The sequence below is a fragment of the Sporosarcina sp. E16_8 genome (genome assembly GCF_017347095.1).
Taxonomy (GTDB): Bacteria; Bacillota; Bacilli; order Bacillales_A; family Planococcaceae; genus Sporosarcina.
The window spans coordinates 209,887-235,940 of record NZ_JADPRZ010000001.1 but is presented as its reverse complement, the minus strand read 5'-3'; the positions used below and the strand labels follow the sequence as shown (position 1 = coordinate 235,940).

The following is a 26,054-nucleotide window of genomic DNA, read 5'->3' as shown; positions in this document are numbered from 1 at the left end:
GATAAAGTATGTTCGCTCTCAATATATTCATTTTCACAGAAAAATGTTCGGGAAGGGGAGAGTGGTGCTGTTTTTAACGGAGCTTATAAAAGACTGGCCTTGTACAGTCAATGGCGGGGAACTCAGGATTGTTGTCACGGGAATAACCGAGGATTCTTCACGGGTAAAGAAAGGATCTGTGTTTGTAGCGAGGAAAGGCAATCAAAGCGATGGTGCGATGTATATTAAAAAAGCGATTGAACAAGGTGCTGCAGCTATTGTTATTGATAGAACGAATTTGTCTGAAATACCTGCTGGTGTTGTTGTCATTACGGTTTCGGATTGCACAAAATTCATGTCCCATGCAAGTGCACAATTAGTTGGTAACCCCTCTAAAAGAATGAAGGTGATCGCTGTGACTGGAACAAATGGAAAAACGACAGTCACACATTTCATCGGTCAGTTACTAAGCAAATTTGGAAATCGGGTGGCTGTTATCGGTACGACGGGCATTTTTATCGATGGCATTAAGATTGACTATGATTGCCCAAAAATGACAACATTACCCGCGGAATATCTTCATCCATTACTAAAAAAATGTGTTGATGAAAATGTTAGTCATATTGTTCTTGAAGCATCTTCACTTGGATTGTCTTCAAATCGTTTAGATCATTGCGACATCGATATAGGGATATTTTTGAATATTGGTACGGATCATTTCGAAGAACATGGTGGAAAAACTGCTTATATTAATGCTAAAAAGCGTTTAATCCAAATGGCGAAAACAATCATTGTTAACAATGATGATCAACAATGTGTGAAAATGGTTAAAAATGCAACTGTTCCACTGGTTTATTTTGGGGTGAATCCGTCGGCTGACGTCCGAGTCCCAGAACTGAAAATGAATCCGGATATACTGGGTCATTATAATCGGATGAATACATTAGCGGCAATTAGTGCACTTCTTGTCCTTGGCTATTACTTAGATGACATTTTAGTGCACTGCGAACTTCTGGTGCTTCCAGAAGGTAGATTGCAGCAATTAGAGCGCGATGGTGTAAAAGTGTACGTAGATTATGCCCATACGCCAGATGCGCTCGAAGCGGTATTGCAGACGCTGTCCAATTCATGTTACGGAAGACTGATTACAGTCTTTGGTTGCGGCGGCCAACGAGATAAAGGAAAAAGAGCTGAGATGGGCGAACTCGCTGTTCTGTATTCTTCAAGTGTCATTGTGACATCAGATAATCCGAGAAATGAAGATCCTAAAGCAATTATTTCGGATATTATGGAGGGCTTCGGAGGAGAGTGTTCGTCGATTGAAGCTGTACTCGATCGGAAATATGCGATTCGGAAAGCGATTTTCTGTGCAGCACCGGGTGATATCGTCCTTATTGCTGGCAAAGGTCATGAAAAATCGCAGCACACTGCTGATGGCCTGATACCATTTTCTGATCTTGATGAAGCAGCACGTGCTCTTTCTGAAAAAACATTTTTGGATATTAAAGAAATAAATATTGAATAGGTGCATGTATACCATCTCTTCTGTTATGATATATGGATGATTGGAGGGGATCATTCTATGATGACAGACGAATGGATCACCATCATTGAAGATGCAGAAGACCTAACGGCAATGCTGCTTTCTTCTGAAGCGGTGGCTGAATACCGTAAAGCCCATGATGATGTTTATTCGGACACGGAACTTGTGAAATCAATTCAAGAGTTCGCGACAATGAAGGAACGTTATGAAGAAGTCCAACGATTCGGAAGATACCATCCGGATCATAATATAGTAATGAAAAGCATCCGAGTTCAAAAACGTGAGCTTGATATGAACGACAGGGTTGCGGCGCTTCGATTGGCTGAGAATGACGTTCAATATATATTTGACGAAATTGGTTCAATCATCGCTAAATCGGTTTCGGATGAAGTAAAAGTTCCAGCTGGCAGTGCATTCTTTTCCGACTCATCTTGTGGTGGAAGTTGCGGCACTGGCGGAGGCTGTTCGTGTTCGGCTTAAAAACAAAAGCGGAAGCGCCTGTTACAAATGAACGCAGCCTAAGTACGCCACTTCCTGTGGCAACAGCTGCATGACCTACATCCTGTAGGCCCGCGGCAGGCATAAGACGGGTAAAGGATAGGCAGTCTAAGTTCGCAACGACTGCATGACCTGCATCCCCAAGCGGCGTTCTTTGCCCGGGAAGGATGCAGTTCAATCCTTCCTAGCCGGACCGACAAATAAAGGAACACAGCCAAAGTACGCCGCGTCCTGGGGCAATGTCTGCGTGACCCACATCCTGTGGGCCTCCGAGCCTCTAGGCGCTGGAGTCTAGACGTGAAATATCGCCTTTCGCAGTTTATCCACAGTACGAGATTTTATGATTTCCAAAGCAAGAACAGGCGCCTGGAGTCTAGACATTAAAAAACAGGTTGCATCCGTGTCGGAAAGTCGACATGGGGTGCAACCTGTTTTCGTTTATTCAGCTATGTTTTCTTGCACGACTTTCATAGCGATAGACGGTCTATCTGTGATGAAACCTGCTGCTCCAACATGTAGAAGTTTAACGAATGACTCTTTATCATTCACGCCTTCAAAATAAACGGGAATATTAATTTGGCTGAGAAACTTGATGAAACTTTCAGTGCCAAGAGAAAATACGCCCAGTTTTTCTGGAATACTGAACAAGTCGGCACGCGGGCTATAGAGATGACCAAACAAACTTGTAAAAGAGGCATATGCTTTTTTTACTTCGTTATCACCCGCACCGGTAGCTACTTTATTTTGTGCATATAAGTTGAATCTATCAGTCTGTTCATCATATGAACTTGTAACAGCGACACAGTCTTCAGCACCCAGCTCTTCAAGAAGTCTCCAGAGTTTGGAAGGTATCAAGCTTCCTTCGTATGTATCAGGAGGATCTTTCAGATTGATAGCAATTAGCATATGCGGAAACTTTTGTATCAGCTCTCGAAGGGAAAGGATTTCTACATTCTTTCCGCGATAAGAATGATTTCCGCCCTCGTCTTCAAACTGATAACCTGCATCAGCCATTTTCAATTCGCTTAGGGTATAGTCGGCAATTCTTCCAGAGAAATCTGTTGTTCGATCTGCAAAATCATCGTGGAAAACGATGATTTCCTCGTCTTTTGTTAACCGGATATCGACCGCAAATCCATGCACGCCAAGCTCGGCTGATTTTGAAAATGCGGCTAATGTATTCTCAGGAGCTTCTGCTAGGCCACCTCGGTGGGCAAGAATGACTGGTTTATCGAAAGCAAGTGCTTTTTTACCTTCACGTGGTACCGGTTTTGCGACAACTTTCGAAGCCGCCCACGCGGCAACGCCTGCCGCACCTACTGTAAGAGCCACATTTGTTTTTCTACCCATTTAGATGCCTCCTTATGAATCAGCTCTATTTCCCCTATTATAGTGCAAAAAATAAAAGTTGTCAGCAATGTTCAGTGTCTAGCTATAGCGCCAGATGCTCGAGTCGCTTGGGCCTATAGGATGTAGGTCATGCAGTCGTTGCCACAGGACGTGGCGTTTTTAGACTGCCTTCCTTCTTGAATATTAAGGCAAAGAGCGCCTTTATCCTGGGGCCCTCCAGCGCTTGTCGGGGCTACACGACGCCTTCCGCTTTTCTTTTTGTCCAGCTTCAGGCGTCAGCCCCTCGAGTCGCTTGGGCCTACAGGATGTAGGTCATGCAGTCGTAGCCACAGGAAGTGGCGTTTTAGACTGCCTTCCTTCTTGAATATAAAGGCAAAGAACGCCTTTTTCCTGGGGCCCTCCAGCGCTTGTCGGGGCTACACGACGCCTTACGCTTTTCTTTTGTTGCAGGGCTTTTCAGTCCTATGGTATTGTATGGGTTAGGAAAAGAGGGGAAATCTATGATCGATCGTCAAGGTATTATTGTCTATCTTCATCATTTGAAACAAGCAAAATCATTTCGAAAATACGGTCATGTCCATTATATATCACGTACTATGAAGTATGTTGTCCTTTATTGCAATATGGAGGATGTCGATACGGTCATGGGAAAAATAGAACGTCTGCCATCTGTAAAAAAGGTTTTGCCATCATACCGCCCATTTGTGAAAACAGAATATGAAAATGCCAAACCGGATAAAGCGAAAGAATATGATTATAAAACCGGATTATAAGAATTATCTTAACGGGGGAAGCAGTTTGTTGATGCGTAGAATACCAATTGTGTATTGAAAGAACAACTCCCGTTCAGCAAATACTGAAGAGTTTTTCAACACGATAACAGCTGGTGTGCTACCAACTCTTTCCGCTGTTTCTTCAAAGAGCAATCTTCTTTTCGATTTGATGGTATCTTGCTGGATGATTCCTTCTCGGCAAATGTAAATAGGCATGAACTTACCGTCATTTGCAGGTTCGAAGGCTGCTGCAAGTGACAGTGCATGACCTGATGGCGTTTCTGAGGATAAGATGAATGTCCTATGCAGGCGGTCGCTATTTGTCTTGATTAATTCACATAGTTCATAAACGTCTCCATATCCTTCGCCGAGCTCTATGAATCGTTGGTTTAATATCATACATAACACTACCTCTCTGAATACGTAAATCTAGACTCATCATACCATTGTGAACGCGAAGGCGCATTCATCAATCCATTCTAAGGGGGGTAGGATTTGAAATTTATCGTAAGGAGTATGATTCTTTTACTGATTGTGAACGGCCTTTTAATTTATATGCATTATTATCAAGCGGTTGGCGCAGATAGCAAAGGGCTTAGTGCTGCAACGTTCACCCAAGAGATTGAAGTAATAAATCGTCCCGATGCCCTTCATGTCCGCCAGCACTTCAGCGGCTTATCTGACGCACGCCATGAGATTGTATGGCCAAAAGCTAGCACCAATCGTACTTGTTATCTTGCGGACGCAACGTCCTGTAATCGATTGGACGAGAATTCGATAGCCTTTCTTGAAGGGGACAATGAACGTCAATCCATTTCGTATGAAATACCCAAAAAGGGCCCTATGAAACAAACAGCTTTATTCAATGAACCGTTCGCTGGTCTACATGGTTCTTCTGCCTCGTACACATTATTCCATATGACTGACGAAACAGGGATTGGTGGGTTATGGGTAAATGGCTTGGAGCGGGTTGGTACTAAAAAAATGACCAACATCAATTATGCGTTATTCCGTGGCAATGGTGAGGTCAAGGATCTTTATTGGCAGCGGAATAATTTACCCATACTCTATGCTGGGGATAGGTTTTCGGTATTTGGAGAAAGCGGCAGTACTGAGCGACTTGGGGAAGTGGATAACGTACTTAAAGCAATTGATGCCAACCATTCAACGATTGTAATTGATGATACACGTCCTGCGGTTAATGCTACGCGGTTTATCGTTTCGAAAAATGTGGATGTGGATAAAGTATCTGTCCGATTACTAAGGGAAAGTATGTATGCACGATTTAAAATACCGGAAAACGAACGCATGACGGCCGAACTGGTAGCTTCGATTTTAGGGGAGACGCCAATAGGACTTGGGAAATCACGTAAAGCTTATCAGGTTCTTACGGAATCAATTACAGTAAAGGAACTTGAAGAATTCAAAGAAATGTTGAATAATATGACAGGGCAAGAGCTTAATGCATCTGTTTTGGACGCGTTAGTCGGAGAGGTAACTGGCTTTAAAACATCGTACTTCATGAAAAATATTCATGATGATACAGCTGCCCATCCGTTTTTCATCGAAGATCCGCGAGAAATCAAGTTTGATGGCACAAGCACTACAGATATTCGAATCCTATTGATAGATGGAAAAACCCTGTATCCTGCGAAGAAGATCTTAAACCTTGCGGGCTATACCATCAAATCGAATGCGCGGTCCATTTACATTGAAAACGGTATTAGGAATTTTAGATTCCCCAAGAAAGAACTTTTTTATGTCTACAATGAACAAAGATACGATGTTGTAACGATGCCATTTGAAGTGCTAGAAGGTGATTTTTATTTTGAAGAGAGCTGGTTTAAACGGTTGTTCCTATTAGGTATCGATAAAACGGCAGATACGATTGATATCGTCAGAATGTCAACACAGGTAGAGGAGGTCGACAAGTGAGAGTTGTTGCAGGAACTAGAAAAGGTATCCCCTTGAAATCTTTACAGGGGACAGATACACGCCCAACATCTGATAAAGTGAAAGAGTCCGTCTTCAATATAATAGGGCCCTACTTTGACGGTGGAGTTGCCGTGGAATTGTTCGGCGGTAGTGGATCTCTGTCCCTCGAAGCTTTATCAAGAGGAATCGATGAGGCTTTCATATTTGAAAAAAGTGCGAAAGCATGTGAGATAATAAAAGCGAACGCGGAAAAATGCCGATTTACGGAAGAATTACATATCCAATGTACGGATGCTAAAAATGCGGTTAACGTTTTGCAGGTGCAAGGGAAGAAAGCAAAGATTCTTTTTATCGATCCTCCGTATGCGGAAACAGCATTTTATGATTTAGCGCTAAAATTTGTAGTGGCGGACCTTCTGACTGAAAACGCTGTCATCGTATGTGAACATGAAAAGCAATTGGAATTACCAGAAGCGTATGGTATTTATAATAAGATAAAAAGTTCAGTGTATGGAAATAGCGCTGTATCTATTTATGAGAAATGAGGTTTCAATAATGTCGAAAATTGCAGTTGTGCCCGGAAGTTTTGACCCGTTGACGAACGGACATCTAGATATTATCAAAAGGGCAGCGAGGGTTTTCGGTGACGTTAGAGTTGCGGTGATGAATAACTCGTCAAAAAACTCATTGTTTACTGTTGAAGAGCGTATGGCGCTTATTGTAGAGGTGACGTCTGTGATTCCGAACGTGAAAGTGGAGTCGTCTTCTGGATTGCTTGTTGATTATGCCAAAAGTGTTGGAGCATCTGCAATTGTTCGCGGATTGCGTGCTGTTTCCGATTTTGAATATGAAATGCAAATTACGTCCATGAACAGATTCCTCGATGAGAGTATCGAGACGTTTTTCATCATGACCAACAATCAGTATTCGTTCCTGAGTTCGAGTATTGTCAAAGAAGTGGCAAAGTACGGCGGTGAAATCTCAGGACTTGTGCCGATGCAAGTTGAAGAAGCATTGAAAAAGAAATACCAAACTCGTTGATTGTTAAATGGTTATGATGAAATTGAATTTTCATCATAACCATTTTTTAATAGATAAGGTAGAAGATTATAGGAACGACAATGACGCTCCAAATTCGACCTATTACGTAAGGGGTCATAGAGATATTGCAGGTCTTTGCGATGACAAAAACTTGCATATGGATACTCATTCCGTTCATTGAAATGATTGCGGCGATAAGAAAAGGGAAAATCGGCAAGCCATAAAAATGATCTGTTGCTGATTGAACACCTGATGTCATTTCGAAAATGGCTAAGGCGATTGTCTTTGAAATTCCCATTTCCACAGTGAATGCCGAAGTAAAGACTGTTGACAGCACGGTTCCGAGAGAAGAAAAGAAAATGACGGTCGTTGCGACAAGAATAATGATTGTCGAACTTTCCTTGATAGCGTCAAGAAGCGGTACCCCTTTTACTTTCTTCGGAAGTTGCGAAAGAGGTATATCTAAATCGCTTTCGCGGTGCAGAAAAGCTACTGCCAGTAAAAAGAATATAATATTTGCGATATGGATGGCTGCAAGCAACTTCCACCCTGAGCCTACATTTCCAAATAGTTCTGTTCCGACGAAGCCAATGATGAACATCGGTCCGGGTGCATGGCATGCAGCTAGAAGTAGACCGCTTTGCTTCTGAGATAATTCACCGTTTTTCATCATTTCGGTTACTGTTACGGCACCGACCGGGAATCCGCCAAAAGATCCGAGTACGTATGCTTTCAAAAAACGCTTCCACTTCGGTGCTTTCCGTGTACGAATTGGCATTTTTAAAAGCCATTGTGTCAATATAATATAGGGCAGCAAATAAGGAAGCAGTGCATGGATAAATAACTGTGCGCCAGCTTCGGCCCCGGCATGTGCGACGCTTGGCTGTAAAATGAACAGAATGATAAGTCCCCAAACGACTGAAAGATTTATCATATGATATAGGCGTGCATGTATTCCGTTGACCACGCACTCGGCTCCTTTCGATTTCCAAGCATGACGAAAAATTAGTTATAAATCTTTTGTCAGTCTTTTTTTGGTGCTACACTTATATATATGTAAAGAAAGTACAGGCTATTAACGGAGGTGTACCTAAAATGAGAAAGAAACAATTCGGTATGATAGGTGTTTTGCTTGTCATCTTAGCCATTTTGTTCATTTACCCGCTCGATTCTTATATATCGCAGCCGGGAGGAGCTTATGACTTGGATCCACTCGTCGAGGTGATAGGCGGAGATGACAACGATCAGGGGACGTTCAGTCTTATGACAATTTCCGTACTAAAAGCAACACCAGCTTCTTATGTTTTATCAAAATTCACCGATAAGAAGAAGCTTCTTCCTGCTGAAAATGTAAGAAGAGATGGAGAAAATGATAAGGAATATAAAATCCGGCAGAAGAAACTCATGACTGGTTCACAGTTTAATGCAATTACAGTTGCTTTTGAAAAAGCGGGTATTCCTGTTGATATTCAGTATGATGGTGTATTTGTCATGATGGTCCTCGAAGGGGGAGCGGCAGATGGTATCTTGGAACTTGGAGACAAGATTCATGTGGTTGACGGCGTGAAACTGAAGGAATCGGGACAATTCTTTACACTTATCGCAGATAAGAAATTGGGAGATGAGGTAAAGATATCGTTGGATAGGGATGGCAAGAAGCTCGATGTAACGCTTGTCTTGAAAGAGATACCCGATAGTGATGGGCGTGCAGGGCTCGGCGTACGTTTTGAAGAGGATCGGACACTCACGACCAAGCCGGAAGTCGAATTCAAAACATCGGATATAGGTGGACCGTCTGCGGGATTGATGTTCACGCTTGAAATTATGAATCAGCTGCTTGATGAAGACCTCACAAAAGGATATAACATTGCTGGAACTGGAGAAATGTTGGAGGATGGAACCGTTGGAAGAATTGGGGGAGCGGATTTTAAAGTTATTGCGGCATCCCGCCAAGACGTGGAAATATTCTTCGCACCAGCAGATGATTTGCCTGATGAAGTAAGGGCGGCAAATCCTGGAATATTGACTAATTACGAAGAAGCTGTAAACATGGCAGAGAAAATCGGCACGAAAATGAAAATCGTGCCGGTGAAAACCGTAGATGATGCACTTGATTATTTGGAGACACTGGAAGAGAAGTAAATCTTCATGTCCTTTACGCTCCTAAAGATTGTTTAGTGTGTGCTTTGGTACCTAGTGTGTGGTGCTAACCGCTGCCACAATTTGAAGGTCACAAATGGTGTCAGTAACTGGTACAATGCATTTTTCTTCGTGCTACTGGTGATTGTTTAGTGTGTGCTTTGGTAGCCGGTGTGTGGTACCAGCTGCTGCCACAATTTGAAGGGCACAAATGGTGTCAGTAACTGGTACAATGCATTTTTCTTCGTGCTACTGGTGATTGTTTAGTGTGTGCTTTGGTACCCAGAGTGTGGTACCAGCTGCTTCCACAATTCGAAGTGCATGAGTGGTGTCAGTAACTGGTACAATGCATTTTTCTTCGTGCTCCTAGAGATTGTTTTTATATCTTCACTGAACGATTATGGGATGTGTGGTGTAATCGACTCCAATTCGGGAACTAGAAGTCCCGTTGCCGATCCCAAGTGCGTACATATCCGCTGCGTGGATATCGAAATCAAGTGAAGGATTGGAGAAGGCGGCTGCTTTGCTGACAAGAGGAAGCTTCAGCCTTTTTTTATGTTCATTCAAATATAATCTTCCGGAAGAGGTCATTCCAAGTAAACGTAGATAGGATGGGTTTTTCATACTGCTCCGTATATCGTACGTGAACCCGGTAAATATATGAGTAAGCATGCGCTGGAGTCGAGTCCAAGTGTACCTTTTGGATTTCACATCCTTCATGAAGCCTTCAAAGGTGCCGTTATTTGCTGCAGCGCGGTACAAGAGATTCTCAATTCCTTCCGTGATGTCTGCAATCTCAGCGAGACGTTTAGGCCCTTCACGTAAAATTGTGAAACGGAGCTGGGGATAGAAAGTCGACCAGTTTCCGAATGATTGATTTTCGGCGTGCCAGCCGTGTAGTATGTCGTGTGCTGTATCGGGCATGAAGTCTATTATCGCCCCGAGAGTATCTGATTCAAAAAAGGATTTTCTGATTCCCGTTGCGCTCGCAATTGGGTTACCTGCTACAGCGTCGTCATGGTACTGGGCGACAATGCGCGGAATTGTGACAGCTTTCATTTCGGAGCAAATCTTCTCAGCAGCTTCCATGTAATGAAAACCTAAAATGTTATTCGGTTTTGAGAGGTCGGCTAGCGGTCCTACAATTGTTGAAGAATTGGTAGCCATGATATAAGCCTCATTTAACGCTTTCGGATAACTGATTCCTCGTCTGACAGCATCTTTCACAGTTTGTTCATAATTGTCGCCGGCTTGTTTTAGAAGAAGAAGACTTCTTTCAAAAGATTCTACTTCACCATCCTCGCTGCCAAAGCAGAAGGCACTGCACTGAGCAGCGTCCAGTAGTTGAATAGCGCCTCGGGCAAAGGTTGGGGCATTAGATGTTGCGAATGCGTAAGGAAGCTCCAAAACGATGTCCACGCCGTTTCTCAAGGCCATGTTCGCACGGGCCCATTTATCAACAAAGGCAGGTTCCCCTCGTTGAAGGAAATTACCACTCATGACGGCAATAACAATATCTGCCCCAGTTGTTATTTTCGCTTGAATCGCATGATAAAGATGCCCGTTGTGGAACGGGTTATATTCGACTATAATTCCTGAAGCTTTCAAATTCGACACTCCTTTGCTACAATGAATATTAATTATACCTATGCGGCTGACGAAGTGACAAGAAAATATCTTGACATCCCTTTTCGCCCATTATATAATCAACATTGTTGTCTTGAGGTGATAGACATGAAATGGTCAATCCATCAATTGCAGAGATACAGACAAGGTGCGATGCCGCTTGACGAAGCTGTCGACCTTGAATCCGTGAAAAAACGGAATCCGGAAATCCGGAATATTACGCCTGTCCGAGTGACCGGAAGTTGTACAATCGGCTCCAAGAAATTGATATGCCGATTCCGGCTTGAAGGTACGTTGACATTGCCCTGTTCACGAACATGGGAAGACGTCGAATTACCATTCGTAATCGAAGCTGACGAACAGTTCAGCTGGGATGAAGAGACTCTCGCGGCAGATGATGAAATTCATCCTGTTGTGGGTGAGGTAGTCGATCCGACCCCTGTATTTGAGGAGCTCGTCCTCCTCGAAGTGCCGCTTCAAATTTTCGGCGAAAATGCTGATGATATGCAAGAGGCTGAAGGAAAAGGCTGGTCATATGCGACCGACGAGGTGTACAATGCCAGACTCCGTAAGGAACTGGAAACGAAAGTGGATCCTAGACTTGCTGATTTAGCTAAGTTCTTTGAATCCAAGGACGAATAGGCGAACGTAAGGAGGTGCCCCAGATGGCTGTACCAAAAAGAAGAACATCCAAAACAGTTAAAAACAAGCGCCGTACGCATTATAAATTGCAAGTACCGGGAATGACTACTTGTACTAACTGTGGCGAAATCAAATTGGCTCACCGCATTTGTAAATCATGCGGTCATTACAAAGGAAAAGAAGTTGTAGGCGAATAAGTAAGATTTGCCTATGAAGGCTACCGTGAGACCATGGCTCACGGTGGCCTTTTTTCTATACCCATTTTTTCTAATACCGGGGTGTAGTGTTTGGATAAATGTACAAACTGAGCGTAGGCTTATGGCGGGAGGCATCCCCGAGCGCAGAAGCGGATTTGAAGGGAATCATTATTTCAACATACTATATACAATGGGGGAATCGACATGTCTTACAACATTGCTATCGAAAATGGAATTGCTACATTTACAATCGACCGTCCTGAAATGCGCAACGCCATCAACTATGCTGTCATGGATGGACTCGAACAATTTCTAAATCGTATTGAAAATAATGAAGATGTTGAATACGCCGTCATTACGGGTGCGGGAGATCGGGCATTCTGTTCGGGTGGGGATTTGTCTGAATTCCATTCCTTGCGTACAGCCGATGAGGCCTATCCAATGCTAAGCAAAATGGCGGGCCTATTATATAGGGTTGCCACCCTGCCGATGCCTGTCATTGCGCTCGTCAATGGTGCTGCTGTAGGTGGTGGTTGTGAAATTGCTACGGCTTGTGATTACAGGGTCATGTCATCTGCTGCCAAGGCTGGTTTCATTCAAGGAACACTTGCTATTACAACCGGGTGGGGCGGCGCTACGCTGCTGTTTGAAAAAGATGGCAAGCATGACCGCGTATTACGCCTTCTATCTGAAGCCGGGGTGCATACGGCTGATCAAATGCTTGAAGCGGGTTGGGCAACAGAAATTTATGAGGGCACTACTCAAGAAGGACTTCAACGATTTCTTGCCAAAATGTCTGCTCATCATCCAGCTGTCCACCGGGCGTATAAAACGATTGCTATCCGAAAGTGGACGGCTGATTTTATTCGTGACCGAATGATTGAAGAATCAAGACAATGCTCAATTCTTTGGGGAAGTGATGCACACCATGAAGCGGTGGCGCAGTTTTTATCGAAAAAATAAAATACTACATAAAAATCGCTGTACATGTCTTACGCATGTATGGCGGTTTTTATGTAGTATTGCTAAACGACTTTGGACTAGTCGAAATGGCATGAAAAGATGTTTTTTTCAGACAAAGGTTGAAATCGCTTTCATTCATCGTATAAACTAGAGGGGGATGGAGAAATACACATCAAATTGTTTGGGGGATTAATATGGATAAAATACTGATTGCGAATCGTGGGGAAATCGCTCTTAGAATCATAAAGACTTGTAAGCGTCTAGGCATAGCCACTGTAGCTGTCTATTCGGAAGCGGATGCGGACATGCCGTTCGTGAAAGAAGCGGACGAGGCGTTCTTGCTAGGACCTGCACAAGTGCAACAATCTTATTTAAAAGCGGATGATATAATCGAAATTGCAGTTCGTGCGGGAGTGGATGGTATTCATCCGGGGTATGGACTTCTCTCTGAGAATGCGGAATTTGTACGTAAAGTACAAGCTGTGGGCATCCAATTCATCGGACCAGATGCGAACACGATTGATAAGATGGGTGACAAAATCGGTTCACGTATAACGATGAAAGCGGCAGGGGTGCCGGTCGTGCCTGGAACTGATGAGGGAATTGCAACTTTGGAAGACGCCGTGCGTGCTGCAGCTGAAATTGGTTATCCGATTATGCTAAAAGCAAGTGCTGGCGGCGGTGGAATCGGTATGGTTCGTTGTGAAGATGAGCAAGCGCTCAGTCAACAATTTCAATCCGTAAAGGCTCGCGCTAAAGCCTATTTTGGGGATGATGTTGTTTTCCTTGAAAAATTTGTAGCGAATGCACGTCATATAGAGGTGCAGATTTTCGGAGACAACTTCGGAAATGTTGTTCATTTGTTTGAACGTAATTGTTCAGTACAGCGACGTAACCAAAAAGTGATTGAGGAATCACCTTCACCACACTTGCCGGAAGAGGCGCGCCATCGTCTTTATAAAGCGGCAGTTGATGCGGCAAAAGCAGTTTCTTATAAAAATGCAGGAACGGTCGAATTCATTGTCGATGAAAATAACGAACACTACTTTTTAGAAATGAATACTAGACTACAAGTCGAACATCCGGTGACTGAAGAAGTGACTGGGTTTGACCTCGTCGAATGGCAGCTTGAAATTGCGAAAGGCCATAAGCTTCCTGTGATTAATCAAACGAACATCAAGTCGACGGGCCATGCCATCGAATTCCGTATTTATGCTGAAGATCCGATCAAATTCATGCCGTCACCAGGAACGATACAGAAGCTGGACTGGGGAGATACTATAGGTATCCGTATTGACTCAGGATATGTCGAGGGTGGAAAAGTGACGCCTTTCTATGATCCACTTATCTCAAAAGTAATCGTCCACGCAGCAACACGGGAAGAAGCCATTCAAAAATCGGAGGACTTTCTTTCGAAAGTAGAAATTGAAGGTTTGAAAACGAATATACCGTTCTTTAATAGCTTTCTAAAATCTGAGGAATTCCTTACAGGTGACTATTCGACATCTGTTTTAACGACTTGGAGCGCAAAACAAAAGGAGGAAATAATAAAATGACAGCATTAAAAGCAACGATGGCAGGTACAGTATTTACAGTAAACGCAGCGGTAGGGGAAGAAGTAACAGCCGGCCAAGTTATCATCGTACTCGAATCGATGAAAATGGAGATTCCGATTGAAGCAGAAACCGCTGGAAAAGTTACAGCGATTAATGTACAAGTCGGCGATTTCGTTAACGAAGAAGACGTTCTAGCTACAATCGAAGCATAGAAAAGCGGAGGCGCCTTGGTAGACCCGAAAAGCGCTGGCCAACTAAATTCGCCACGTCCTGTGGCAACGTCGGCACTAGTACGTCCTGTACGTCGGAGGGCCTTAAGAGAAAGGCGCTTTTTGCCTTTAACTTTAGGACTAAAGCGACAGGGGAAGGCAGCCTAAAGTTCGCGACGTCCTGTCGCAACAAAGAGGGATGCAGTTCAATCCCTCTCCGCTGCATGACCCACTTCGTGTGGGCCCAGGGGCTAGGCGCTGGAGTCTAGACATAGAAAAGCGGAGGCGCCTGGAGCAGGACATAAGGGAAATGCGTAGAAATGGTTGACGAAAGGGGTTTTGAAAATGACAAAAGTAACACAACAGACGGCTTACAATGAAAAACTTGAAGCAAAACTGCAGGGGATTTTTGCAGGAGGCCATCCAAAATATCATGAGAAGTTGAAAGAACAGAACAAACTTTTCGTGCGTGATCGATTGGAACTTCTTTTCGATGACGGGGAATATACAGAAGACGGCAGGTTTGCCAACTGTGAAGCAGGGGATTTACCAGCGGATGGTGTCGTTACGGCGATGGGGAAAGTGAACGGCCAAACGGTTTGCGTGATGGCGAATGATTCAACGGTGAAGGCAGGGTCGTGGGGAGCCCGTACGGTTGAGAAGATTATTCGTATCCAAGAAATTGCAGAGAAGAACCGTGTACCGATGCTGTATCTTGTTGATTCAGCGGGAGCTCGTATTACAGATCAGCTGGATATGTTCCCGAACCGTCGTGGAGCAGGAAAGATATTCCACAACCAAGTGAGATTATCGGGTTTCATCCCTCAAATTTGTATCCTATTCGGTCCATCCGCTGCAGGAGGCGCGTACATACCCGCATTTTGCGATATCGTAATTATGGTAGAAGGTAATGCTTCGATGTATTTAGGGTCACCGCGCATGGCCGAAAAAGTAATCGGTGAAAAAGTAACATTAGAAGAAATGGGCGGCGCTCGCATGCATTGTTCAGTTAGTGGTTGTGGCGACGTTCTTGCGGTAGATGAGGAAGAAGCTATTGCCGAAGCGCGTCGTTATCTAGCATTTTTCCCTGCAAACTTTACAGAGAAACCTGCTTTAAAAGAAACTGTGGAGGCGAAAGTAGGCCGGACGCTTGAAGCGATCATTCCGGAAAACCAAAACGCGCCATTTGATATGTACGAAGCGATTGATGCATTGATTGATGAAGGCAGTTACTTTGACGTTAAAAAATTGTTTGCAGGCGAAATTATTACAGGTTTAGCTAGAATCGAAGGCCAGCCGGTCGGTATCATTGCCAATCAACCAAAAGTAAAAGGTGGAGTCTTGTTTGTGGATTCTGCAGACAAAGCGACAAAATTCATTAACCTTTGTGATGCATTCTCTATTCCCCTATTGTTCCTTGCTGACGTTCCAGGCTTTATGATTGGGACAAAAGTTGAGCGAGCGGGAATTATCCGCCACGGTGCTAAATTAATTATGGCGATGAGTTCAGCGACTGTGCCGAAAATCTCAGTTATTGTCCGTAAAGCTTATGGAGCTGGTCTATACGCGATGGCTGGTCCAGCGTTTGAACCAGATGTCTGTATCGCGTTACCGACTGCTCAAATTGCGGTTATGGGACCTGAAGCGGCGGTAAACGCAGTCTATTCGAATAAAATCGAAGAGATTGAAGATCCAAAAGAGCGGATTGCATTCGTTCAGGAGAAGCATAAGGAATACAAAGAAGAAATCGATATTTATAAGTTGGCATCTGAACTGATTATTGATGAAATTGTAGCTCCGTCAAGCTTAAGAGGCGTGCTTGCAGATAGATATCGTTTCTACAGTACAAAAGATGTTCCACAACCACCGAGAAAACATCCAGTATATCCTGTATAATCAAACAAAGAACAAAAAAAGGGTCCACTTGAATTCAGGTGGACCTTTTCAATTAATGAAAAACAAGTATAATTCTTTGAAACGGAATAGTGTCTAGCTTCAGGCGCAGGCCGCTTGGGTCATAAGTCGTTTTGCTGTGGTGGCTGAAGTGCGCCTCCTCGTGCATACAGGAAGTAGGTATGCAGTGGGGAGGGATTGAACTACATCCCTCCTTGTTGCGACAGGACGTCGCGTACGTAGACTCCTTCCTTTTCACTTATGCTTGTCGGGGGCCAACAGGATGTAGGTCATGCAGTGGGGAGGGATTGAACTACATCCCTCCTTGTTGCCACAGGAAGTGGCGCACTTAAGCTGCGTTCCTTTTAGGCGCCTTACGCTTTTCACAGTGTCTAGACTTCAGGCGCCAGCCGCTCGGGTCATAAGCAATCCAGCTATGTGGCAAAGAGCGCCACGTCGCTGGATCGACTTATGCCTGTCGCGTCTAGACGGCGCCTTACGCTTTTCTCAGGAAGGAGGTAAATATATGGAGGTAATCATTGCTGGTGCAGGTTCAATAGGACTCCTGCTTGGATCATTTTTGTCTGAAGCTGGAATCGACGTGACGTTCTTCGTAAGAAGAGAAGAGCAAGCGGAACTTATTCGAGCGGAAGGAATTCAACGCATTAATCAAGACACTACTACAGACATATTGCGTGTGCATGCGACGACGGAGATCCGAAATCTATCGGCTACAGCGCTTTGGGTTGTGGCAGTCAAATATGCAGGTCTCCGTGACCTCCTTTCAGAAATGCAGGAAACACATATAATCAATCCTGTCCTGTTCGTTCAGAATGGAATCGGGCATTTGGAACTGGTGAAAAATAGTGGATTCCCGCATGTTGCATTTGCGACTGTCGAGCATGGGGCGCGCCGGGTAGATGACCGAACTGTCTCGCATAATGGGGTTGGAATGGTAACAATCGCAACTGCCCACGGTGACGACAGTCTATACGATTTTATTGGACAGGCACATTCGGACAAATTTCCAGTAAGGCGCCATTCAGATGCGGAACAGATCCTTCTGCGAAAGGTACTGATTAATTGCATGATCAATCCATTGACAGCCATCCTCGAGGTGAAAAATGGAGAGTTACTTACAAACGATTATTGCCTTACACTTTTCAATGGGTTGTATGAAGAGCTGATAAGTGCGTTTCCAGAAATGCGGTTGATACTCTCATACGAAGACGTTGCGGATGTCTGCAGAAAAACCGCACGAAACCGCTCCTCGATGCTAGTGGATCGTTTAGCTGGCCGACCGATGGAAATCGAGACGATTGTTACTGCTGTTATCCGAAAAGCGAATGGACGTAACAAGTCATTACCAATTCTTGCGACATATGAACAAATGCTGTTTGCTGTTGAGTGGAAAGGGGAAAAGCGATGATTGAAGTAATGACTGTGTTTCTAGGAATAATCATTTTGTTTCCGTTCATTGTTACGGTGGCCTTCATGGTTGTTATGCGGAAGATAGGTAAAGCTCCAGCATCCATTCTTGGGCTTGCGGCAGACGTTACGACCCCGTTGTTATTTCTAGCGGTCTATGTCGTATCACAGACGGTATTTGGACAAGGAATATGGGTTTACATAATAGGGATTGCAATCATCATTGCCATTTTCTACGCCTTCATTGAGCGCAGCAAAGTTAAGGAATTCCAAATTGCCCGGCTCTTAAGGAAAACATGGCGATTTTACTTTCTCGTTTTATTGGCCGCCTATGTCATTCTTCTAATCACTGGGATGGTAATGAATATCGTCGAGTATGTAAGATAGGTATCGGAGTTTATTGTGTAGGCGTATATTTTTCAATCCTGTAGCTTGAAATGTTATACTCTGTTCATACCGATAGTTACAAAGGGGCATGAATAATGGAATTAGAATCATTAGCATTACAAGAAAAGAATCAAGTGATGCAATCGTATAATAACGATAAAGAATTTTTACATACTTTTTTTGATTATGGAAATGAAGAAAGCTCTTATCCCGATAGGCTAAATGAACTTGCAGGTCGTACGTTTGAAAGGCGTCAGCTTGCAGAAACAATCCGTTCATTCATGGAGCCCTTTGGAATATCAGCGAATGCTAATACGCATATTGAAGAACTTGCGGAAAATGCAGTTGCCGTAGTTGGAGGACAGCAAGCGGGTATTTTAACGGGACCCTTATACTCTGTTCACAAAGCGATATCAGTTATCCTGCTTGCAAAAAGGCAAAGGGAGAAGCTTGGTGTACCTGTTGTCCCAGTGTTTTGGGTCGCCGGTGAGGATCATGACTTGAATGAAATTAACCATGTCTATACGGAAATGGAAGGCCGCGGGGCGAAGCATCAATACCGTGGAAATTTCGTCCTGAAGCTGATGGCGTCCGATGCGAAGTATGACAAACAAGTGATGGCATCGTTAGTAAAAGACATTTTTGGCAAGTTTGGCGAAACCGCATATACAAAAGACTTGTTGGATGAAGTCCTAGGTGCAGTGGAGCAGGAAGAGTCGTTTACACAGTTTTTTGTAAAACTTATGAACGGTCTTTTCAAAGAAGAAGGTCTATTGTTCATAGATTCAGCATCCAAACAGTTACGGGAGCTCGAAAAACCTTATTTTGTTCATTTAATTGAAGAATCTGAGCTGCTTGCTGAAGTAATTTCAAACAAAGAAGATCTGTTTGCAGAAAAAGGATTTGGTTCTCCAATTGGCGCTGAAGTGGATGCCGCTAATCTCTTCTATATTCATGACACGGGTCGAGTTCTTCTTTCAAGAAAAGATGGCTTTTTCGTCAATGACAGTATAGGCCTCCGGTTTTCAAAAGCCGAGATGCTCAGAATTGCTCAAGAAGAACCTTGGCTGTTAAGCAATAATGTCGCGACAAGACCGCTGATGCAGGACATGGTCTTCCCGGTACTTGCATTCGTTGGAGGGCCAGGAGAAATTGCTTATTGGGCAGTCTTGAAAGAGGCGTTCCATCATCTAGATATGAAAATGCCTATTATTGTACCAAGGATGTCCATGACATTGGTAACACCACAAGTGAGGCATACATTAGACGAAAAAACATTCACGATTGATGACGTCATGTCGGGAGTGGTATTGACTGCACGAGAGCAATTCGTTAGTGGGTTACAGGATGAACGTTTCGATTCGGTTGTGAATGAAACGGAAAAAATATTGGGCCAGCAGTATGATAAAATTGCTGAATTTGCAGAGCAGCAAGGACCTATGATGCAAGAATTGCTCGATAAAAATCTTCGATTCCACTTAAAACAGTTGGATTATCTTAAAGGAAAAGCAGAAGAAGCGGTATTGCTGAAGCATGACGCTGAACTTCGCACATTTGGCATTCTGGAAGGGGAATTGTTCCCAGAAGGTGTGTTGCAAGAACGACTTTATACTCCGTACACCTATTTGAATAGCTATGGACCAACCCTTATCCGGGATATTCTAGGATTACCATTTGAAATGGACGGGACCCACAAAATCATCTATTTATAAGTGGTGAACTAGAAAGACACTCTTGCAAGCACAATTTGTGCTACGAGGGTGTCTTTCTTCATATTCAGAAAAATCTCACTGAAACAAGTACTATTGACACATTTTTATGTAAAAAAAGCAGAAATGTTAGGAAACAGGTGGAGGAATGTGGGGGGATGTGGTACATTAATTTCATATAGTGGGGTGAAGAGTATGTTCATGGGCGAATATCAGCATACTATCGATATAAAAGGTCGCCTGATTGTTCCTTCGAAATTTCGGGAACATTTAGGAGAGGGCTTTGTATTGACTCGTGGCCTGGACAACTGTCTCTTCGGTTACCCGATGGATGAATGGAAACGTCTAGAGGAAAAGCTTAAAGCTTTACCCGTGACGAAAAAAGATGCCCGTGCATTTGCTAGGTTTTTCTTCTCTGGAGCAACTGAAGTTGAACTGGACAAGCAAGGTCGCATCAATATTCCGGCATCATTGCTCCAATTTGCAAAGGTTGAAAAAGAGTGTGTCGTAATTGGAGTTTCAGGCCGTATTGAAATCTGGTCTAAAGCACTGTGGGATGCCTATTATGATGAATCTGAACAATCGTTCAATGAAATTGCAGAAAATATTATCGACTTTGACTTTTAAACAAAAAGAATTTTTGAAAGTGGGCGGTTCCAATTTTTAACCATACAACAGTTTTACTTCATGAAGCCGTCGAAGGCCTAAATATAAAAAATGATGGCATATATGTCGATTGCACTTTAGGTGGAGCCGGTCATAGCATAGAAATAGCTAAGAAGTTATCACCAGAAGGCAGACTTATCTGCTTTGATCAAGATATAACGGCGATTGAAGTGGCGAAAGAAAGATTGAAGGATTACCTTCCTCAAGTAACGTTTGTCCATTCAAATTTCAGAAATTTGAAATCAGAATTGAATGAAATTGGAATTACCGGGGTAGATGGCATTCTTTATGACTTAGGTGTCTCATCGCCGCAGCTTGACACAGCTGAACGAGGATTCAGCTATAATTTGGACGCGCCACTTGACATGCGTATGGATACGGATGCTCTATTAACAGCATATGACGTTGTTAATGACTGGTCATATGAAGACTTGGTCCGCATCTTTTTCCGTTATGGCGAAGAAAAATTTTCGAAAAGAGTTGCGCGTAAAGTTGAAGAAGCAAGACAGCAGTCCCCAATCCAAAGCACTGCCGAGCTTGCTGAATTGATCAAGCTAAGCATTCCAGCGGCAACAAGACGGACGGGCGGACATCCTGCGAAAAGAGTGTTCCAAGCTATTCGAATTGCCGTTAATGATGAACTTGGTGCAGCCGAGGACTCTTTAATGGATGCGATTACATTGCTTAATCCAGGAGGACGTATTAGCGTCATTACGTTCCATTCATTAGAGGACAGACTATGTAAAACGATATTTAAAGAAGCATCCTCTTTACCAGATCTTCCACCGAACTTGCCAGTAATACCAGAAGGCATGGAACCTATATTGAAGCTAGTGACTCGAAAACCGATTGTACCCGGTGAAAAAGAGATAGAAGAGAATAAGCGGGCAAGATCCGCTAAACTCAGAATCGTTGAAAAGAAATGAAAGGGGGAATTTGTGAATGGCATTAGAACAAAGAAAATTCCAGTCGACAGCTATACGTGAAGTTGAAACGCCAGTAGTTCCTAGAAAACAGACTCAAGTACGACCTTCTCGAAAAGTCTTTTCTGCCGGGGAGAAATTCCTGTTCGTGCTGTTTGCAACAATCCTAGTCCTATTCTCAACAATGATTCTACATACACAATCCCAAATTAATTATACAAACAGGGAAGTGCAATTGCTTGGCAGGGATTTTTCAGAAACAACAAAACAAAATATGGAATTGTCCATCCAAGTGAAAGAAAAATCTACATATGATCGGATATGGAAAAAAGCGAAGGAACTTGGCTTGAATCCAAACGAGAACAACGTAAAGGTTGTGTCTGGACAATGAAAAAAAAGTTTCGATTCCAATGGGGAGCCTTTCTGATGTTTTTGGTATACGGAGGGCTCTTTTTCCTTTTGTTTGGAAGAATAGTATTCATTCAAGCAACAGGACAAGCGGAAGGAAAAGTGATGGCGACGCTTGCAGAGTCGAAATACGCGAGAGAATCGGTATTGAAAGCGGACAGGGGAACGATTGTCGATCGCAACGGTGAGCTAATTGCCTCTGATACGTTGAGTTACCGGCTCATCGCCGTATTGAGTGAAAAAGCAAGCAAAGATTCTAAAAAACCATTACATATCACTGATATTAAAAAAACGGCTGAAGTGCTTGCCAACTATATTCCCCTTGAAAAAGATGCAATTGTATCGCGCCTGACGAATGTGAAAGCAGATACATATCAAGTGGAATTTGGAAAGGCTGGCCGTGATATTAGTCACGAAACAGTTTTGGCGATAAAAAAGATGAAGCTGCCAGGAATCCATTTCATTGAAGACCAAAAAAGATATTATCCGAACGGCGTATTTGCGTCGTATCTAATAGGCTTTGCGATGAAGGAAGAAGATGATAAAGGTAATATATCCACAGTCGGTAAAATGGGTTTGGAAAAAACATATAATAAACAGTTAAACGGTACTGACGGCAGAGTAGATTTTAAATCAGATGGATTCGGTTTCATGTTACCGAAAGCAGAAGAAGCAATTATCGCTGCCAAAGACGGCTATGAAATTAAGTTAACTCTCGACAAGACTATTCAAAATTTCATGGAAGATGCGATGAATCGTGTTGAAAGTGAATATTCACCAAAAAAAATGCTGGCTGTAGTAGCGGATCCAAAGACGGGCAAAATATTGGCAATGAGTCAGCGTCCCGCATTTCATCCATCTACCCGTGAAGGGCTTACTGAGAACTGGTTGAATCAGGCTGTTGAAACAACAATCGAACCGGGCTCTACAACTAAAATGTTCACAGTAGCTGCGGCGATTGAAGAAGAAAAATGGGTTCCAACTGACTTCTATAAATCTGGTAGTTATACACTTTACGGTGATACAATTCGCGACCACAATATTACAGGTTGGGGTTATATTTCATTTTTGCAAGGCTTCCAACGCTCTTCGAACGTATCGATGGCTTATTTACTCGAACGGATGGGCGATAAAACATATATCGAGTATTTACGGAAGTTTGGATTCGGAGAAAAGACCGGAATTGATTTACCTAATGAAGCGGCGGGAATAATTCTAGATACGTATCCGATTGAACGATTGACAACATCTTTTGGTCAAGGTTCAACTGTTACGTTAATGCAGATGGTGCAAGCGGCAACTGCAATCGCTAATGATGGTGTTATGATGAAACCATATGTGATTGATAAAATTACTGATCCGAATACAGATAAAGTCATACAGGATCAGAAACCAGAGGAAAATGGGAGTCCGATTTCTGCAAAGACCGCAAAAGAAGTAAGGGAATTACTTGCTTCGACAGTTACGTCTGAATATGGGACCGGTAAAAAGTTTGCACTTAATGGCTATACAGTAGGTGGTAAAACAGGTACTGCGGAAATTCCGAAACCTTCGGGGAGAGGTTATTTAGCGGGACACGGGAATTATCTGTATTCATTTCTCGGTATGGCACCGGCAGAAGATCCTCAGTTGTTAACGTATGTACTTGTACAGCAGCCGAAACTGAAAGCTGGGGAAATCGGTTCTGATCCGGTTTCGAAACTGTTCACCTCTATTATGGATAACAGCTTACGCTATATGAACATCGTACCCAATGGAGAAGACATAGTTGAGGCAACTGTTCTAAAAAATTATACTGGAAAAAATTCGACTGAAGCAATTGCAAAATTGTTGGCAGATGGCTTCGTCCCTGAAATCATTGGTGAGGGTGGGGAAATCGATATACAATATCCATATGCCGGTACGAAACTCGTGGAAGGCTCAGTCGTCCTATTGCAGACAAAAGGTGTAACCGCATTGCCTGATTTCACTGGATGGTCGAAAAAAATGGTGCTTTCGTATAAAATGTTATCTGGGCTTGATTTACGGCTTAACGGCGATGGCTATGTAACTGAGCAAAGCCTTTCAAAAGGGTCTGTAATCGGACTAGAAGATCCAGTTGTTATTAAGCTGCAGTCGCCGTCAGAGATCCATAAACCCATAGAGGAAGACACCAAAGAAGAGAGCGTTGTAGGAGGTTAACGAATAGCCGTCCATGTCACATCATACGTTGATAGAAAAACGAGAGGTGTGTAACCGCTGCGGACGTTTATACAATTGCAATCTAAAAAAAGGTTACGAGCAGTATTTGTCATATTTCTAATTTGTCTTGGAATGGTCGTTGCAAAGTTATTCTATGTACAAATCATTAAACATGAATTGCTGAAAGAGCGTGCGGAAGCGAGTTGGGATCGTGAAATCCCATTCGGTGGAGTGCGGGGGGAAATTGTTGATCGCAATGGTGGCCTAATTGTCGGCAATAGATTGGCGCCGACACTTTATTTCATGCCATCTCAAAACCGTGAAGTGAAAAGTGCAGCGATTGCGCTTGCAAGTATTCTAGATGTAGACGCAGCCAAACTGGAAGAGAAAATGGCCAAAAGAGAAGTTATGATTAAAATAGCGCCTGAAGGAAAAAATATTACCAAAGAGCAAGCGGATGAAATAGCCCTTCTGCAAATAGATGGCTTATATACAGGCGTTGATTTTGCAAGGCATTATCCAAACGGAGAGCTACTATCGAGATTGGTTGGCTTTACGGGATATGATGGTAATGGGTTGGCAGGCATTGAATACGCATACGATGAAATTCTGCGAGGAACGGGCGATAGGATCCGCTTATATACGGATGCTAAAGGAATCCCGCTACCACATGTGGACGACGGTTTTAAAACTGGTGAAAAAGGTGCTTCGGTTGAGTTGACAATCGATTTGGGGATGCAGGAAGTTGTCGAGCGTGAATTGTTGCAGGCGATGGATAAGTATGATGCCACTCAAGCACTTGCGATAGTCATGAACCCTAAAACAGGCGAATTGCTTTCGATTGCCTCTGCACCGACTTTTCACCCAGCGGAATATCAAAACGTAGACCCAAGTATTTACAATCGCAACTTACCTGTTTGGATGACTTTCGAGCCTGGTTCGACATTCAAAATTCTAACACTTGCTGCTGGACTCGAAGAAAAAGTCATTGACCTTGATAAGGAGCATTTTTACGATCCTGGCTATTCAATGATCGGAAAAGCGAGATTGCGCTGTTGGAAAAGAGAAGGACATAAGGATCAGACATTTCTCGAAGTCGTTGAAAACTCATGCAATCCAGGATTTGTTGAAATCGGGCAGAGATTAGGGCCTAAAAAGTTAAGTAAATACATCAAGGACTTCGGTTTTGGAGAATCAACGGGATCAGGAATTGCAGGCGAATCAAAAGGGATTCTATTTTCTGAAAAAAACTTTGGTCCTGTGGAACAGGCGACAACCGCATTTGGTCAAGGGATTTCGGTGACGCCGATTCAACAAGTTCAAGCTGTTGCAGCAGCGATAAACGGCGGTTATCTTTATCGTCCGTATATCGTGAAGGAAATTACAGATGATAAGGGAAAGACGCTTCAATCATTTGGTCCGGAAATGCAGCGTCAGGTAATCAGTGAGGAAACATCCAAGCAAGTAAGGGAAGCGCTAGAATCAGTTGTTGCAAATGGTTCCGGCCGTAATGCGTTCACAGATGGACTGCGTGTAGGTGGAAAGACTGGAACTGCACAAAAAGTTGTCGATGGTGTTTATAAAGACGGCGATTATATCGTTTCGTTTATCGGTTTTGCACCAGCAGATGATCCAGAATTACTTGTCTATATAGCGATAGATAGTCCGAAAAACTCCATTCAGTTCGGAGGCGTAATAGCGGCGCCTATCGTGGGTCGAATTATTGAAGAAATCGCCCCGCTAGCCGGCATAACGAGCAGGGAAGGGCAAATTGAAAAAGAATACAGGTGGGGCGACCCAATAGCACATCGAGTCCCTGATCTGACGGGAATGACAAAAGGGAAAATCACAAGCCAATTGTATACGTATCGTATCGAATGGCATGGTTCTGGAGAACAAGTGAAATACCAGTTACCTGTTGCTGAAACATTAATCACGGTTGATGATGTTATCCACGTTTATACTGAATAATCATTTAAATGCAAAGTCTGATGCAGCATAAATAAGT

General features: G+C 43.3%; 25 protein-coding genes. 21 read left to right on the top strand and 4 right to left on the bottom strand.

Going from position 1 to position 26,054, the window contains the following annotated elements:
* Positions 1-61: 61 nt before the first annotated feature.
* Positions 62-1,504: a UDP-N-acetylmuramoyl-L-alanyl-D-glutamate--2,6-diaminopimelate ligase gene (locus I2484_RS01130; RefSeq protein ID WP_207149173.1), complete on the top strand. Its 1,443-nt coding sequence runs from the start codon at positions 62-64 to the stop codon at positions 1,502-1,504.
* Positions 1,505-1,561: 57 nt separating this feature from the next.
* A complete protein-coding gene (locus I2484_RS01125) occupies positions 1,562-2,002 on the top strand; it encodes a YlbF/YmcA family competence regulator (protein WP_255550868.1) in 441 nt (146 codons plus the stop codon).
* A 456-nt stretch (positions 2,003-2,458) separates the two neighbouring features.
* On the opposite strand, the gene I2484_RS01120 is transcribed toward I2484_RS01125, so the two are convergent.
* Entirely contained in the window at positions 2,459-3,370 is a 912-nt protein-coding gene (locus I2484_RS01120; protein ID WP_207149171.1) for a glycerophosphodiester phosphodiesterase family protein, read from the bottom strand.
* A gap of 500 nt (positions 3,371-3,870) precedes the next feature.
* On the opposite strand from I2484_RS01120, the gene I2484_RS01115 reads away from it, so the two are divergent.
* Entirely contained in the window at positions 3,871-4,143 is a 273-nt protein-coding gene (locus I2484_RS01115) for a YlbG family protein (protein ID WP_067211526.1), read from the top strand.
* A 3-nt stretch (positions 4,144-4,146) separates the two neighbouring features.
* Here the strand turns inward: I2484_RS01115 and I2484_RS01110 are convergent, their stop codons facing one another.
* Entirely contained in the window at positions 4,147-4,542 is a 396-nt protein-coding gene (locus I2484_RS01110; RefSeq protein ID WP_207149170.1) for a DUF7147 family protein, read from the bottom strand.
* Between the two features lie 96 nt (positions 4,543-4,638).
* On the opposite strand from I2484_RS01110, the gene I2484_RS01105 reads away from it, so the two are divergent.
* The 3 genes from I2484_RS01105 to coaD are packed head-to-tail and all read left to right on the top strand — an operon-like array spanning position 4,639 to position 7,119.
* A complete protein-coding gene (locus tag I2484_RS01105) occupies positions 4,639-6,078 on the top strand; it encodes a hypothetical protein (RefSeq protein WP_207149169.1) in 1,440 nt (479 codons plus the stop codon).
* Positions 6,075-6,623 (top strand): 16S rRNA (guanine(966)-N(2))-methyltransferase RsmD, encoded by a 549-nt coding sequence (rsmD, locus tag I2484_RS01100; protein WP_207149168.1) that lies wholly within the window; start codon positions 6,075-6,077, stop codon positions 6,621-6,623. The genes I2484_RS01105 and rsmD overlap by 4 nt, the downstream gene beginning before the upstream one ends.
* Positions 6,624-6,633: 10 nt before the next feature.
* Positions 6,634-7,119 (top strand): pantetheine-phosphate adenylyltransferase, encoded by a 486-nt coding sequence (gene coaD / locus I2484_RS01095; RefSeq protein WP_207149167.1) that lies wholly within the window; start codon positions 6,634-6,636, stop codon positions 7,117-7,119.
* A gap of 46 nt (positions 7,120-7,165) precedes the next feature.
* Here coaD and I2484_RS01090 read toward each other — a convergent pair whose 3' ends face one another.
* Positions 7,166-8,086 (bottom strand): hypothetical protein, encoded by a 921-nt coding sequence (locus tag I2484_RS01090; RefSeq protein WP_207149166.1) that lies wholly within the window; start codon positions 8,084-8,086, stop codon positions 7,166-7,168.
* Positions 8,087-8,214: 128 nt separating this feature from the next.
* Here I2484_RS01090 and I2484_RS01085 point away from each other — a divergent pair, with 128 nt between their 5' ends.
* Positions 8,215-9,261, top strand: coding sequence for a SepM family pheromone-processing serine protease (locus I2484_RS01085; protein ID WP_207149165.1), 1,047 nt, complete (start codon positions 8,215-8,217; stop codon positions 9,259-9,261).
* A 384-nt stretch (positions 9,262-9,645) separates the two neighbouring features.
* Here the strand turns inward: I2484_RS01085 and I2484_RS01080 are convergent, their stop codons facing one another.
* Positions 9,646-10,875, bottom strand: coding sequence for a nucleotidyltransferase (locus I2484_RS01080; protein ID WP_346014137.1), 1,230 nt, complete (start codon positions 10,873-10,875; stop codon positions 9,646-9,648).
* Positions 10,876-10,992: 117 nt separating this feature from the next.
* Between I2484_RS01080 and I2484_RS01075 the strand changes: the two genes are divergently transcribed.
* From I2484_RS01075 to I2484_RS01010, 14 genes are all read left to right on the top strand, one after another.
* On the top strand, positions 10,993-11,526 hold the full coding sequence (locus tag I2484_RS01075) for a YceD family protein (RefSeq protein ID WP_207149163.1): 534 nt from the start codon (positions 10,993-10,995) through the stop codon (positions 11,524-11,526).
* A gap of 23 nt (positions 11,527-11,549) precedes the next feature.
* Positions 11,550-11,723: a 50S ribosomal protein L32 gene (rpmF, locus tag I2484_RS01070; RefSeq protein WP_067211505.1), complete on the top strand. Its 174-nt coding sequence runs from the start codon at positions 11,550-11,552 to the stop codon at positions 11,721-11,723.
* Between the two features lie 204 nt (positions 11,724-11,927).
* Positions 11,928-12,686, top strand: coding sequence for an enoyl-CoA hydratase/isomerase family protein (locus I2484_RS01065; protein WP_207149162.1), 759 nt, complete (start codon positions 11,928-11,930; stop codon positions 12,684-12,686).
* A 194-nt stretch (positions 12,687-12,880) separates the two neighbouring features.
* Positions 12,881-14,242, top strand: coding sequence for an acetyl-CoA carboxylase biotin carboxylase subunit (locus tag I2484_RS01060; protein ID WP_207149161.1), 1,362 nt, complete (start codon positions 12,881-12,883; stop codon positions 14,240-14,242).
* Positions 14,239-14,454, top strand: coding sequence for a biotin/lipoyl-containing protein (locus I2484_RS01055; protein WP_207149160.1), 216 nt, complete (start codon positions 14,239-14,241; stop codon positions 14,452-14,454). Before I2484_RS01060 ends, I2484_RS01055 begins: the two co-directional genes overlap by 4 nt.
* Positions 14,455-14,796: 342 nt before the next feature.
* Positions 14,797-16,347, top strand: a complete 1,551-nt coding sequence (locus tag I2484_RS01050; RefSeq protein ID WP_207149159.1) for an acyl-CoA carboxylase subunit beta — start codon at positions 14,797-14,799, stop codon at positions 16,345-16,347.
* Positions 16,348-16,870: 523 nt separating this feature from the next.
* The gene (locus I2484_RS01045) at positions 16,871-17,773 is read left to right on the top strand and encodes a ketopantoate reductase family protein (RefSeq protein ID WP_207149158.1); all 903 of its coding nucleotides are present in this window, start codon (positions 16,871-16,873) and stop codon (positions 17,771-17,773) included.
* Positions 17,770-18,159, top strand: coding sequence for a DUF3397 domain-containing protein (locus tag I2484_RS01040; RefSeq protein WP_207149157.1), 390 nt, complete (start codon positions 17,770-17,772; stop codon positions 18,157-18,159). The genes I2484_RS01045 and I2484_RS01040 overlap by 4 nt, the downstream gene beginning before the upstream one ends.
* Positions 18,160-18,254: 95 nt before the next feature.
* Complete coding sequence (bshC, locus tag I2484_RS01035) at positions 18,255-19,871, top strand: bacillithiol biosynthesis cysteine-adding enzyme BshC (RefSeq protein ID WP_207149156.1); 1,617 nt, start codon at positions 18,255-18,257, stop codon at positions 19,869-19,871.
* A 192-nt stretch (positions 19,872-20,063) separates the two neighbouring features.
* The gene (gene mraZ / locus I2484_RS01030) at positions 20,064-20,495 is read left to right on the top strand and encodes a division/cell wall cluster transcriptional repressor MraZ (RefSeq protein WP_207149155.1); all 432 of its coding nucleotides are present in this window, start codon (positions 20,064-20,066) and stop codon (positions 20,493-20,495) included.
* Positions 20,496-20,527: 32 nt separating this feature from the next.
* Positions 20,528-21,460 carry a 16S rRNA (cytosine(1402)-N(4))-methyltransferase RsmH gene (rsmH, locus tag I2484_RS01025; RefSeq protein WP_207149305.1) on the top strand — a complete coding sequence of 311 codons (933 nt, stop codon included), beginning with the start codon at positions 20,528-20,530 and terminating at the stop codon, positions 21,458-21,460.
* Positions 21,461-21,476: 16 nt separating this feature from the next.
* A complete protein-coding gene (gene ftsL / locus I2484_RS01020; RefSeq protein WP_207149154.1) occupies positions 21,477-21,848 on the top strand; it encodes a cell division protein FtsL in 372 nt (123 codons plus the stop codon).
* Between the two features lie 35 nt (positions 21,849-21,883).
* Entirely contained in the window at positions 21,884-24,046 is a 2,163-nt protein-coding gene (locus tag I2484_RS01015; RefSeq protein ID WP_207149153.1) for a penicillin-binding protein, read from the top strand.
* A gap of 57 nt (positions 24,047-24,103) precedes the next feature.
* On the top strand, positions 24,104-26,017 hold the full coding sequence (locus I2484_RS01010; protein ID WP_481886366.1) for a penicillin-binding transpeptidase domain-containing protein: 1,914 nt from the start codon (positions 24,104-24,106) through the stop codon (positions 26,015-26,017).
* The last annotated feature ends 37 nt before the right edge of the window (positions 26,018-26,054 follow it).